The 14,260-nt window shown below is 59.1% G+C and carries 8 protein-coding genes; 6 read left to right on the top strand and 2 right to left on the bottom strand.

Features of this window, described 5'->3' with window-relative positions; genetic code table 11:
- Positions 1-27 precede the first annotated feature (27 nt).
- Positions 28-1,287, bottom strand: a complete 1,260-nt coding sequence (locus VL15_RS34405; RefSeq protein ID WP_048251254.1) for an HlyD family secretion protein — start codon at positions 1,285-1,287, stop codon at positions 28-30.
- Positions 1,288-1,336: 49 nt separating this feature from the next.
- Positions 1,337-2,668 carry a TolC family outer membrane protein gene (locus VL15_RS34400; protein WP_230684583.1) on the bottom strand — a complete coding sequence of 444 codons (1,332 nt, stop codon included), beginning with the start codon at positions 2,666-2,668 and terminating at the stop codon, positions 1,337-1,339.
- Between the two features lie 897 nt (positions 2,669-3,565).
- On the opposite strand from VL15_RS34400, the gene VL15_RS34395 reads away from it, so the two are divergent.
- From VL15_RS34395 to VL15_RS34370, 6 genes are all read left to right on the top strand, one after another.
- A complete protein-coding gene (locus VL15_RS34395) occupies positions 3,566-4,168 on the top strand; it encodes a fimbrial protein (RefSeq protein WP_230684582.1) in 603 nt (200 codons plus the stop codon).
- 737 nt (positions 4,169-4,905) lie between these two features.
- Positions 4,906-5,481, top strand: coding sequence for a fimbrial protein (locus VL15_RS34390; RefSeq protein ID WP_053077759.1), 576 nt, complete (start codon positions 4,906-4,908; stop codon positions 5,479-5,481).
- A gap of 107 nt (positions 5,482-5,588) precedes the next feature.
- On the top strand, positions 5,589-6,347 hold the full coding sequence (locus tag VL15_RS34385; protein ID WP_048251251.1) for a molecular chaperone: 759 nt from the start codon (positions 5,589-5,591) through the stop codon (positions 6,345-6,347).
- Between the two features lie 164 nt (positions 6,348-6,511).
- The gene (locus VL15_RS34380; protein WP_048251250.1) at positions 6,512-9,118 is read left to right on the top strand and encodes a fimbria/pilus outer membrane usher protein; all 2,607 of its coding nucleotides are present in this window, start codon (positions 6,512-6,514) and stop codon (positions 9,116-9,118) included.
- A 476-nt stretch (positions 9,119-9,594) separates the two neighbouring features.
- Positions 9,595-10,272 carry a response regulator transcription factor gene (locus tag VL15_RS34375; RefSeq protein ID WP_048251249.1) on the top strand — a complete coding sequence of 226 codons (678 nt, stop codon included), beginning with the start codon at positions 9,595-9,597 and terminating at the stop codon, positions 10,270-10,272.
- Between the two features lie 144 nt (positions 10,273-10,416).
- Complete coding sequence (locus VL15_RS34370) at positions 10,417-13,479, top strand: ATP-binding protein (RefSeq protein WP_048251265.1); 3,063 nt, start codon at positions 10,417-10,419, stop codon at positions 13,477-13,479.
- Positions 13,480-14,260: the final 781 nt, after the last annotated feature.

The raw sequence follows: 14,260 nt of genomic DNA, 5'->3' as shown, positions 1-14,260 counted from the left end.
AACGAATGCGGAATGCGCGGGGTGCGGTCATGCCGATGCGCGGCGGCCGAGCGCGTACAGCGGCTCGAGCACCCATTCGATCAGCCGGCGCTTGTCGATTAGCACGTCGGCCTCGAGCGCCATGCCCGGACGCAGCGCTTCGCGCTTTCCATACGCGAGGATGTCCTGGCGATCGAGCGCGACAACCACGCGGTAAAGTTGCTCGGGCACATTGGCTTGCCCGGTCAGGTGCGCGACCTCCTGTGGCGACAGAGCGGTGCGCGACACCTCTGCTACGCGCCCGAACTGCTGGCCGAATTTCTGGAACGGGTAGGCCTGGTACCGCAGCACGACGCGCGCGCCCGGACGCACGAAGCCGATCGCGCGGCTCGGCACCATCAACTGCGCCTCGAGCTGCGCGCTCTGCGGCAGCAGCGACACGACAGACTGCCCCGCGTTGACGACTTGTCCCGGCTTCGCGAGCAGCGCCGCGACAACGCTCGCCTGTGGCGCGCGCAGGATCACAGCGCGGCGTGCCTCGTTTTCGGCGATCGACTGGTCGACGTCGGCAAGCTTGCGTTCGATGTCGTTCTGTTGGTTGCGCGTGTTGAGTGGCAGCTCCCGCAATTGCTGGCGAATCTGGTCGTGCTGCTGCTCGACGTCGAGCCGCTGGCGCGCGAGATCCTGCAAACGCGCTTGGGCGTCGAGCAGCGCAGTTTCCTGCAGCTCGACTTGGCTGTTCGACGCATAACCCTGTTCGCGCATCGATTGCAGCTTGTCGAGCTGCCGCTGAGCGAGCTCAGTTTGCCGTGTGCGCTGAGTCTTTTGCAACGCGATCTGCGTGAGCTGGTCGTTCAGCGCCGCTGCGCGCGCTCGCAACCCGCGATTTGCCTCGTCGCTCAGTTGCGACTGGCTCGCGAGATCCGCCTTGAGACGTGTACGCTGGAGCCGAAGTTGATCGCCGACGCGCTCGCGCGTGCCGCCGAGCTCGGTCGCGACCTCGGCCGATACGCCCATCAGCTCGTCGCCGGCAGCGACGGATTGCCCTTCGTGTACGCGCGTGCCGGTCACCGTGCCCATCAGCGGCGGAGCGACCGTCAGCAGCCCCTTCGTGGGCAGAAGCTGGCCAGAGACGCGCTCGCGCTTCGTGTACGTGCCGAACACGAGGAACAGGACGACTGCGATGGTCGTTGCCGTTGCGACGCCAATCATCGCCCAGCGCCACGGGGGCGAATACAGGCTGACGGTACCCATCAGCTTGTGCCTGGTCGCGTCGAGCGCTTCCTGTCGAAACAGCGAATCTGTCATGTGCAGTTCCCGAAAGCGGAGAGAGGGAAGAGCGGCGAGATGCGCATGGTCAGTCTCCGTTGCGGCACGCGATCGCGGCGACGTCTGTGTTGCCAAGCGTGCCGAGCGCGGCCGACAGTTGCAGTCGCGCGCGCAGATAGCGGTAGCGTGCGTCCGCGAGGTCGCGGATCGCCTCGAAGTAGCGCTGCTGTGCGTTCAGCTCATCGAGCTGCGTACGTAACCCCACTTCGCGGCCGAATTGGGTCGATCTCACCTTGCTGTCGGCCGACGCGAGCGCGCGTTCGCGCGCGCGCATGAGCGCGACGCCGTTGGTGATGCCGAGATACGCGGTGCGCGCGCGTTCGCGCGCCTTACGGCGCGCATCCTCGAGCGCGTCGCGTGACTGCTCGCGGCGGCGGTAGGCTTCGCGGCTTGCCGACAATTGGCCGCCGCCCGCGAATAGTGGAATCGTGACCGTCACGCCGACTATCAACGAACGCGTCTTTGATGTCGTGCCGAATACCTGGTCCCAGTCGTTTTCGCCGGACCCGCGGCTCCAGTTGGTGCCGTAGCTCGCCTGCAGATTGACGACCGGCAGGTTCGCGGCGGCCGCCTCGACCACGTTGGCCTCCGCCTGCTTGGCCTGCTTTTCGCCGATGCGGACGTCGACGTTGTAACGAGCGGCCTCATCCATTGCGGCTGCAAGATCGACGGGCGGCGCCAGCGACGCGCACTGCCACTCGATCGGCGCGATCGCATTGACCGCGAGGCCTGTGAGCCGCCTCAACGCGCCGCTGGCGACTTCGAGATCGTTCTGCGCGTTAACAGTACGTGCGTGCGCGTCGTCGAGATTCGCGAGCGCCTCGTCGACGTCGGTGCGGGTACCGTCGCCGATCCGCAGTGCGGCCTGCGCTTGGTCGAGCTGCCGCTGGAATACCTGACGCGCGGTTTTGGCCGCCTGCAGCACTTCGCCACCGTACAACACGTCGAAATATGCGTCCGATACATCCGTGATCAGCGTTTGCCGTGCCTTCTCGAATTCGATGTCGGCCTGGTCGGCGAGCGTACCGCTGCGCTTGAAGTCGGCAACCCTGGCCATGTCGAAGATTGGTTGGGTGACCGTGGCCGACACTGTATGCCGGCGAACGGCGGCCGCGTACGGCGCGCTCGGTTGATCCTGCTGCGTGTAGTTGCCGTCTATCTGCGCGCGCGGCAGCAGGCCCGCGAGTCCTTGCCAGCGTTTCTCGTGGCCCGCGAGTCGCGCATTGCGCGCGGCCGCGATGCCGGCGTCGAACCTCCAAGCGGCATCAACTGCGTCGAGCAAGTCCGCGGCTAGCGTCGGCGATGCCACGGAAAGCGGCACAAGCGCGACCGCCAGTTGCATCCAATGTTTCACATTCATCTTGTCTGTGTTCGCTGCGACTGAGAAGCGGATTTGTTCGTTGCGAATACTATTACTTCGAACGTGCGATCGATTTCGCACTGGTCCACATATGCAGCACCATCAATTGCTGTCCAGGATTATTTTGGAAATTATGAGATTCACATCGGCTGATCGGTGGCCGGATTAAATACCCGGTCGGTCAAAAATGTTTTGATGCGGCATCGAATATCGGTAGATGGATTTTTGCGTGGATCGCATCCATTAAACGGGGATGCCGCCGTGCCGATATTCGTGTTACGTGGTGAACTATGCATTAATTTTTGATGCCGCAGTGGATTCTTGAATCCGAATCGTACTCGTACGATGCCAATTAATGGCATTTTCGGACGCGTCTTATTTTTTGTGCGTCGATGGCGCCATAGAATATTAATCATCGTATTGATGTAGTGGCGCGAGCGCGCACACAGAAATGTCTTTCGCCGGAGATCTATTTTGCTAAAAATAAAGAATTTTCAATTCGCAGATTTGTCGAAGGGTTCGCTGTCCGCGATAGTGGCCGTTTGGCGCACCTTATGGTATCGAGGCGCATATATGGAGTCATCTCGAAAAATTGACACGAAGTGCTTGCAAATGTGTTTTTTGGCAGTTTGCGCGTTTTGGCCTTGGAGCGCGCAGAGTGGCCCGAATCTTACGGCATTTGGGGCGACAAGAATAGCGGCGCCGTCTAATACGGCGACGAATACTATTGTTGCGCGCCAGTACTTTACGCCAAGAGATCTATGCGAGAAGGATGTTTGCGAAGTAACTAGTGCCTCTCTTTACAACAAGGCATCAATTGCCGGACCACGGGATGGTCCGGAGATCGAAACGACTGCAGATGGATTATCGACGCGTGTTTTGTTGGACGGGGCTCCGATGACTTCAAAAGTCAGGCAAACGGTGCGAAGCGTGATCGAAGTTCAATTATTCCGGGATAGTAGAGCCCCAAAGAATGGCACGCTCAAACCCGGCTTTTTAAGCAACTACTTCACGATTCGCTACAAATCTGGATTGTTGGGCGATCTGGCGATGATTTATCTTGCGGCCGATGTCAATTTTATCAATGGCACGTGTTCCATTCCGAATCAGACTGTCAACTTGCCTGACATTTCTCGCACAAGCTTACGGGGTGTAGGCTCGACTGCCGGCGGCAGAGCGTTTGCACTTCGTCTAACCAACTGCCCCGCGGGTTATAACCGAATTGGCTATCAGGTATCGCCGCTGAATGGCTCCGTGAGTGGCATCCCTGGCGCACTGAAGCTGCGGCCCGATGCGACCGCGAGCGGAGTGGGGGTCAGGCTAAGCGACGCGAAGACCCAGCAGCCGCTCGTCTTTGATCGTTCGATCGCAACCCCCTACAACGGGAGCGCGGCGCCACTGATCGATATCCCGCTATACGCAGAGTACGTGCAGACCGAGGAAACGATCACTGGCGGAACCGTCCAGGCGGGCGCGCTCGTGTTGCTCGATTACCAATAGGCCTGTACGTCCGCCCTGATATGACGATGTCGATCGGGTGGACGTGTCGTTCCAACCGACTCACCGAAACATCGCCAGCGTTCTCAATGGTTGTGTGCCACAAAGGCGGCATGCGAGTTCCCCGGGGTTTAGAGTTCGATCAGCGTGGGTACCGTGCGTTGCCAGCCGAGCCGAACGAGAGCATCACCCGGGCCGCTCGACGAGAGTCGGGACAACCGCACCGATCAGTCGCCACCCTGTAAGAAAAAATGCAGCACCGGACAATATTTTAGCGTGTAAATGATCATTATTGTCGTGAGCGCTATATTCGTCATGCCGTGTGTAAATGTGGCATTGGATCTCTGTCTTCGTTGCTGCCCGCCTTGAGTTGAATTTAATTTCCATCCGTGCGCATCCTTGATCCTCCGTCGTTTGCAATAGCCTCTTATCATTCGGATTATTCGATCCGACTCACCTCACCTCCAACGACGCATACATCTTTCCTTTTTTCGCTTCTGTCAGGCTGGATCAGTCGCCGCGCCTGAGATAGACCCAGTCCGGGGCACGACTGCCTTGTGGCGCGATGCCCGGGTGGAATTCGTACAAGTACGAGGCAATATTTTGACAAATCCGTACTTGTCAAATATCCATCACTTCACCGGATATGGATAATAGTTATTGAAATGTGATTCGTAATTATTTTATTGCGAGTTGCTTTCGAATCAACGTTTCTATTCAATCATATTTGAGGTAATCACATGCGGAACAAAATCAACGTCGCTCGTATTGTTCAGGGAATGGCAGCGGTAGGTATCCTTGTGTCGATGTCCCCCGCAATGGCGGCCGATGGCGAAATCGCGTTCACCGGCAAGGTGTTGTCGACAACCTGTTCGATCGGTGCAGGTGGCGGCGCCACTGGCAACAAAAACATGACCGTGAAACTGCCCAGCGTATCTGCGAGCGCACTCGCGAACGCAGGCAATGTTGCAGGTCGCACGCCGTTTTCGATCGTGCTGAGCGGTTGCACGGGTGATTCGACCAAAGTGTCGACCGTCTTCGAGGCTGGAGACACGGTCGACGGCGGTAGCGGCCGCCTGAATCTTGTGTCTGCCGGTGCCGAAGACAAGGTGGCGGCAAACGTCCAGATCAATCTACTGAACGACAAGCAGCAACCGATCGCCGCGGGTTACCCGGGGGCGCAGCAGAATTCGCAAGTTGTTGCGCTGACTGACGGCGGCGCAACGCTGAATTACTTCGCGGAGTACTACGCCACCGGCAAATCAGCCGCCGGTTCGGCAAACACGCGTGTGCAGTACTCGCTCGATTACCAGTAATCCGCCAATGGGCCGCCTGGCGCAGTGCCGGGCGGCATCCAACCAATACTCACGTCGGCCACCTCCATGCGGAGTGATCGTCGGCACATAATTCCAACGGAAGACAAATGAACTGGAATCTACCGAAGGCGGCGGCCGCGTTCGCATTATTGGCAACACTATGGAGCGGGGGCGCGCATGCCAGCGTCGTCATTACTGGTACCCGCGTGATCTTTCCTGGCGACAGCCGTGAAGTAACCGTGCGCCTGATGAACGATGGCAATGCGCCTGCGCTCGTTCAGACATGGATTGATACCGGCAACGAGAAGGAAGCGCCGGAGCAGATTTCGGTGCCGTTCGTGCTTACGCCGGCAATGTTTCGGCTCGATGCTGGTAAGGGGCAATCGTTGCGCCTGATTCAGACGCAGGAGTCGTTACCCGCAGATCGCGAATCGCTGTTCTGGCTCAATGTGCTGGAGATTCCGCCGAAAGCGAGTGTCGAAGATTCCGCGAATAGAGTCCAACTCGCGTTCCGGTCAAGAATCAAGGTGATGTATCGCCCGAGCGGCCTAACCGGGCATCCCGAGGCGGCGGCAGATCAATTGAAATGGAAGCTTGTACGCCAGATGGGCGGCAGTGGATATGCGGTGGAGGCATCCAATCCGTCGCCGTACGTCGTGAACCTCGGTGTAGTCAATGTCGACGTAGGTGGCCAAAAGCATGAACTGAAACCGAATTTCGTGCGGCCGGGTGAAACGACGGAGTTTCCGCTGCCGGCAGACGTGGTCGCACCCGCGAGCGCAGTCGTCGAATATAGCTATATCGACGATTGGGGCACCGTCAGGCCGCTTAAACACAGTAGGGTTGGAGGAGCGACGCACAACTGATTGACTGCGATGCGTGGAATCCCAGTGGTTCGCGCGGCGAGTCGATGGCGTGGTCTGGCGACTCGATCGTAGGCCATTCGACCCTGGTTGTTGGTATCTGGAAATTCTTCCTGCGGAGCGATCCATCAATATATTCGTATAACTAACTAAATAATAAATCGACCATGAACCTATTTTCCCAAGCGAACGAAAGCACACTCCGTATGCCACGTCAGAATGTACTCTATTCGATGGTGCTGTCCGCGCTCGCGGGCTGGACGGCCCACGCGGATGCCGCGACCGTACATTCCGACTTGCATGCCGAATCGCTAACAGCTGCTACGCAGGTGGTGAGCGTGGAGTTCGACAGTGGGTTCTTGTCTCGGGATACCCGCGGGCAGGTCGACGTGTCACGGTTTGAAAAGGGGAACACGACTGCGCCAGGCACATATGGCGCCGACGTATACGTGAACGAAAACCTCGCCGCGACGATGCAGATCACGTTCCGTGCGTCTGCGCAATCGGCCGACGCACAGCCGTGCTTCGACGAAGCGCAATTGGAAGCGATTGGTGTCGATGTAGATCGGCTCGTGCCAGGCGTGCTGTCGCGACTGCGCGACGATCGCGCGTGCGTCGAAGTGGGTAGCGCGATCCCCGACGCCCGTGCAGAGTTCGAATTCGGCGAGCAGCGTCTGCGCCTCAGTATCCCGCAGACAGCGCTGCGCCGTAGCCCGCGTGGCTACGTGGGTCCCGAGCGATGGGACAACGGCGTCACGGCCGGCATACTCAACTACAACGCGAACGTGTACAGCCGCCGCAGCAACGGGGGCCCGACGCTCACGCAGGGCTACGTCGGACTGACGAGTGGCGTCAACGTTGGCGCATGGCATTTTCGTCACGAGGGCTCGTATAGCTGGTCGACGGGCGGTGCTGGGCGCTATCAGGACATTGCGACATATGCGCGGCGCGACCTCACTGCGCTGAAGTCCCAGCTTACAGTCGGCGAATCGTACACGTCGGGCGAGCTGTTCGATTCGACGCAATTCCGTGGCGTACAGCTCGCGTCGGACGACCGGATGCTGCCGGACTCGGTGCGCGGCTTCGCACCCGTCGTGCGGGGCGTCGCGAATAGCAACGCGAAGGTGAAGATAAGTCAGAACGGGTTGACGATTTACGAAACGACGGTCGCCCCGGGCGCGTTCGAAATCGACGACCTGTATCCGACGGGCTATGGCGGCGACCTGATCGTGCAAGTGACCGAAGCCGACGGATCGGTCCATCAATTCAGTGTGCCATATGCGGCCGTGCCGATGTCGTTGCGACCTGGCGTTCACCGCTACAGTTTCGTCGCGGGTACGGTCCGCGACACGCAGAGCGACCGCAGTCCGCTATTCGTGCAGGCGACGTGGCAGCAGGGCCTGACGAATATGGTGACGGGATACACTGGCGCGACCGTCGCGCAAGGATACCTGTCGGGCATGATCGGTGTCGCGCTCAACACGCGATATGGCGCGTTCGGCTTCGATGTCACGCAGGCGAGCACGTCGGTACCGGGCATGAAACGCTTCAGCGGCACCAGCGCCCGGCTCAGCTATGCGAAGTCGATCACGCAGACGCAGACCGACGTCGCGCTCGCTGCGTATCGCTACTCGACGAGCGGCTTCTTCGGACTGAACGACGCGATGCTCGCGCGCGAGCGCGTCGCGAACGGCGGGCCCGTCGATTCGGTCGCGCGGCAGCGCAGCCGTACGTCGCTGACGGTCAACCAAGCCTTCGGCGAACGCCGGGGGCGACTTGGGCTCAGCGCATCCGCGACGAGTTACTGGAACCGCGCCGGTACCGACATCACGTATTCGGCCACGTACTCGAATACGTTCAAACGCATTACCTATGGCGTATCGGTGTTGCGTCAGCAAAACAGCATGGGTCGCAGCGACACGCAGTACTACGTGAGCGCGACGATCCCGCTTGGCCGCACTTCCCCGGTGACGGCCACGACAAGCTTCTCGCACAGCACGACCGGCGAGAACCAGGCGCTCGCGACAATCTCGGGTTCGGCGGGTCGCGACGAAAATGTGTCGTACAGCGTCACCGCGAACCGGGCGTCGGGTACCGGAAACGCGAGCAACGACGGCAGCGGCAGTGTCGTCTATCGTGGCGCGTTCGGCGAACTGTCGGCGACGGCTGGCGCGGGATCGGGATACCAGCAGGGTTCGATTGGCATCCGTGGCGGGATGGTTGCACACCGCGGCGGGATCACCCTGTCGCAGCCGTTGTCGGAAACCTTCGCGATCGTCAAGGCGGACGATGCAGCCGGCGCGCGTGTGATGAATTCGCCGGGCGCGCGCGTCGACGGGCGCGGCTACGCGATCGTTCCGTTCCTAACGCCGTATTCGCTGAATTCGGTCGAGCTTAACCCAGAAGGCCTGTCTACCGACGTAGAGTTGAAGGCGACGACGCAGCAGGTCGCACCCCGCGCGGGCGCCGTACCGCTGATCGAATTTTCAACGGTGTCGGGTAAGTCGGCTTTGATCGATGCACACCTCAGCGACGGCAGCGCACTGCCGTTCGGCGCGGCGGTCGTCGATGATCAGGGCATCGAAGTTGGCGTCGTCGGCCAAGGCAGTCGGATCCTCGCACGCGGGCTCGATGACAGTGGCACGTTAACGGTGCGATGGAACGACGCGGGCGACCAAATATGCTCGATTCAGTACACGCTCCCGATTGCGAAACGTGGTTCGGCTGCTCGTGGCCTGCGCCAACTCTATTCGACGTGCGTCGCAGGCCAGTAGTGCTTGTGGCATAACTCCTGATATTCGATGCGGAACCAGGCGGCCGGCGAGACACATTACGATGGAATGATCGCTCGCCTGAATCGTTCGGCGGGCGCTCCTTCCGCGTTCTGTGGCGGTGCGTTCGGCGCATCCACAGCGGTGTTTCGACCGCCGCCCTGCAGGCGGATCGCTGGAGTCAACTGCGGAGCTTCGACGGCAGTTAGCCGTGTTTTGCCAGATGTTTCAGTGGCACATCAGTGCGTGGGACGCGAGTCTATTTGTGCGTTCGATGAGGCGCGCCGGTCACCCAACCAAGGAAAGTCGACGGGTTAGTCGACACAGTAGGGGAAATCGACGCTACTTTTTTCTCGTTATCGGTCACATTCTATTCAGCGGATCGAAAGTAGCTATTCTTCCACATGACGGCACGAGTACGTTTGTCGGCTGAGTCGACAAACGGGCTACGTACCCGATGTCATTAAGGAAACGGAATCATGAAGGAATTCTTTTTGCGCGTGATGGTGGCGGACGATCATCCGGCCTCGGCACTTGGGATCGCACAAGCGTTCGAGAGAAACAGCACGATCAAAATCGTGCAGACAGTTTCCAACTCAACAGAGTTGGTCGCGGCCCTTGATGACCATCCCTGTGATGTGCTGCTGCTTGACTACGTGATGCCGGGCGGCAAGTACGGTGACGGACTCGCACTGCTGTCGTTCCTGCAGCGCCGCTACCCGGCACTGCGCATCGTGACGATAACGATGCTCGACGAACCGACCATCTTACGTGCGATTCAAAGCCAGGGGGTGAATGGTATCCTGAGCAAGTCGGATGCGGTATCGCATATTATCGGGGCAGTACATGCCGCATATGTAGGAGCACATTACCTGTCTCCAGCCATCAAGAACCTGCTTCAAGACGACGCAGACGCCAAACCTGTTGTGCGGCGGCTGTCTCCACGCGAGATCGAAGTAATTCGTCTTTTTTGTGCCGGGAATACAGTGGGTGAAATCGCGGAACAGCTTCATCGTAGTAAGCAGACCATCAGTTCGCAAAAAGCAAACGCAATGAAGAAGCTCGGAATCACGCGCGATATCGATCTACTCCGCTATGCGGATGCGGTAATATTTACCAATTCGCCCGCGCCGGGCACGCCTCTCACAGAGGAATAGCGCATGCGGATCCTGCGCGATTGCACGGCGTGCACGCGACACCACTGACTCGCTCACCTATCACAGACTGGACCATTGTGGATGAAATCGGATCTGCGCGAGTGGTTGCTTTGCGATACGTGATGAATACATCGGATGATACGCATGCAGGAAAAATCGAAGCGACACGGCGCCAGGATCGCGGCCGCAGGTCGCAAACCATACGAACCGGACCGGGTCCGGCGTCAGCAGCAATCTTTGTTGTACAGCAGCGGCGTGGCAATCACGGTGTTCATCCTAGTGTGTGTGGTGCTCATTGCGCGGCTCGAAGTACTCGGCTACTTCACGCAGGTGCGAGGGGAGTTTCTGAAGCGAGAGGCTCAGCTGCACGCTGAGTTGATGTCGACACAATCGTTGTTCGGTCAATTCGTCAACACTGCGCAGGGGCGCTTCATAGCGGCAGAGCCCGTCCCGCGTGAGGTATTGCAGAAGTTCGCCGATGACCAAGGTCGCATAGTCGGATATCGGCGCGGCCATGCCTGGTACGTTGGGATAGCTAATGTTACGCCGGAGCATCCGGCGAGTCAGTATGCTCGTTATATTTCGACAGCTATACCGCATTTCAAAGTCGCGGCAAATAATACTTCAAACGAGAAAGGCCGATCCGGTTATATGGTCGCGACCAACGATGAATTCCTCGGCATTTTCAATCCCGAGCTTGTCGACCGCGCACTCGCCTTGCCTCACGGGTTCTCGTTGAAGTCGCTGATGCGACAAGTCACGCCATCGGACGTGAACTTCACCGCCGGCTCTCAAGATAACGCGGACAAGAATGCTCTCCTGATCGAGACCCACGTCGATCCGTTGTTGGGGCGTCGCGTGCTGCGCTTTGCCCAGCGCCTGTACGATGACAAGGGGCAGCAGTTCGCCTGGGCGATCATGAACTGTCGTGCGCTTATCGACGATATTCTCGCATCGCAGTCCGGCGACGAACAATATGCCCTGATCGATGCGCGTGCCAATGTGCTGGTAGGTGTGGCACCGAGCCGCGAGATGATAGCCAATGCAATCGACCATGCGCGCATCCCGTATAGAGATCATGTGACTGCGCGCCGCGTCGGCACCAGTTTTGTCATCGGGGACTACTTGCCAAGCTCCGATCTCATGTTGATGGCTACTCTCTCGTGGCGGAGCGTCGCGGCTGCCGTCCTCGAGACAGTCAGCCTGACGGCTGGAATTGCGTTGATTGCCATTTCAACTCTCTGGATCGGAATCGTCCGCTTCGATCGGCGGGCACTGCGTCCCGCGAACCGCCGGGCAATTCGATTGATTGAAAGCGAGGCCCTCAACCGCACGTTGATTCGTGCAGCTCCTGCGGGAATTATTTTGCTGTCGCTGGCTGACGGTGAGACGATGGTGCGCAACGACGCCTTTCTCCAGTACGAAGACACAAATTCGGGTATGTCGCTCGGCAAACGAATCTGGCATGCGTATCAGGACGGAACGCGGGCGCCTGATGTGCCGCGCGTCATGATGCAGGAGGTGGCCGTCCACGTTTCCGGCCAGCGGGTAGTGTACTTTGCCGTGAACATCGTGCGGACGCGATATCGTGGCGTCGACGTACTTCTTTGTACGTTGGTCGATATCACAGTCCGAAAGGAGATGGAGGAGAAGCTGCGCGAAGCGCGTGAGTCGGCCGAGTACGCAAACAAGGCGAAATCTACGTTTCTCGCAACGATGAGTCACGAGATCCGTACGCCGCTCAACGCGATCATCGGCAACCTTGAACTGATGGAGCGTGCCCAGATGTCCGTTTCGATGCGGCGCCGGCTAGGGACGATCATGTCGTCGTCGGACGCGCTGCTGCGTGTGATCAATGACGTGCTTGACCTGTCGAAGGCCGAATCCAACCAGATGGTCCTTGAGCATATTGCGTTTGACTTGCACGTCCTGCTGCAAGACGTCGCCGCGATCTTCCAGCCGCTCGCAGATGCAAAACATCTGACACTCATATGCCGTGTGTCGCCGGAGTTGACCGATGGTTATGTCGGCGACCCCGTGCGACTACGGCAGATCGTCACAAACCTTGTTAGTAACGCGATCAAGTTCACGAAACATGGCACCGTGACGGTAGACGCGCGGCTCTCACGGGTCGGGACAGGGAACCAGCGTGTCGAGATCGCCGTCAGCGACACGGGTGTCGGCATTCCGAAGGAAAGTATGTCCACGCTGTTTGATGTCTATATTCAAGCCGACGCGTCGACGTATCGGCGTTTCGGTGGAACTGGGCTCGGGCTGCCACTGTGTAAGCGTATCGTCGAGCTAATGGATGGAGAACTTTCCGTCGACAGCCGTTTCGGCGAAGGCTCGAATTTCGTTGTTACGCTCCCGCTGCTGGATGCGCCGCCCGGCTGGCGCACTGAGCTGCTGGATCTCGACACGTGCTCTGACCCAGCGTCCGTATCTGATATTTACGCCAAACCGGTGGCGGACGAAATTGGCGAGGAGGGAAGCGAAGGCGGTGAGCCGATTCGTGTGCTGGTCGCCGAGGATCATCCCGCGGGTCGCGTGCTGCTGCGCGACCAACTTGACGCACTAGGTTACGATGCGACGATCGTTACCAACGGCATCGAGGCCATGCGAGAGTACTTTGAACGGCCATACGATATTGTGTTGACCGATCTCGGGATGCCGGAACTCGACGGCTTCACGCTCTCGAATTTTCTCCGCGAACAAGGCACAGGGGTGCCGGTGATCGCGATGACCGCTCATGCGACCGATGAAGACCGCCAGCGTTGTGAGAAAGTTGGCGTCGCGGAAGTTGTGTTGAAGCCGCTATCGATCGACGCACTCGATGCGGCATTGCGGCGGCACGCGGGGCGTGATGCCGCGGCGCCGATGTTGCAGAGGAGTTCGGTGCGCCAAGTGGAGGTCACTGATGAGATTCGCCATTCACTACACACGTCGACAGAACGCTCGCTCATGATAATCAACGCAGCGCTGATGAGCGGCGACATGGACGCGATCAAGATCGAACTACATTCGATGCGAGGTGGCTTCGCGCTGGTTCGTGACGTCGTTGCACGGGATGCGTGTGCGCATGCTGAGTCGATCCTGCGTGACAATGGCCAAGACGCGCTCAAACGAACCTGGCCGTCACTCGAAGAAGCGGTTACGCTGGGGTTGAGGCGTCTGGCGAGTGGAGATGCGCAAGATGATTCGCCATAAGCAAACCGGGTGGATCGCAGCGGGCTTAGCCTACCGGCGCTGAGCCTAGGTGAGTTCGATGAGGGACTCTTGAGCATGATATGGATGTTGCGGAGGCGCTTTGTCACCCTTCAATCGGCTTGGATTGACCTAGGTTGGGAAATGCAGCGCGTCAGACCGAGTTCAGTCCTTCGCGATGGCGACCAAATCGTGATCAACTTTGCCAAATTTTCCCTTTCAGCCGAATGTTTGCGAGCTGACGCGAGTATGGAGAGATGGACGACAGAGAAATTGGTGTCTAAGCGGCGATACACCGAAGAGTTCAACGCGGGAAGAGTCAAGCTGCGAAATCTGCTGGACAAGGTGAGTCGGCCCGCGGGCCAGGCGTGCCACTACTGACGCTGGGGAACTGGAGGCAGCTTGGTCCTACCGAAGTGGCCTCGCCGTCTGACGGTGTAACGGGGATTCGATGGATCTCCTGCCGGTGCCACCGAAACTGCTGCTTTGAGTTGATCGCTGGCAGCCCAATCAGGCACGGGATGGCGACATCGTGTCTGCCAGCCGGTGAAGGCCAGTTGTATCCGTCTTGACATCGCCGATTCGGTCGAAGGCCATCACACTTGGCATGGTTCCCTGTTCGGTCGAAGTCTCATTCGACGCGAACATCCGAACGGGACACTTTCGTGGCGTGGTCCCGCATAGGGCATGCACAATGGCCTCGTTTCGCTGTCGCGGTACCGTGCGTCGACGTCGCACCGATATCGACGGGAGGCGTTAATGTTTGTGCATGTCATTGCTGTGC

Source organism: Burkholderia cepacia (genome assembly GCF_001039005.1).
Classification (GTDB): Bacteria; Pseudomonadota; Gammaproteobacteria; order Burkholderiales; family Burkholderiaceae; genus Burkholderia; species Burkholderia theae.
Note: the sequence above shows the minus strand (reverse complement) of the source record. Positions and strands in the feature narration are given on the sequence as shown.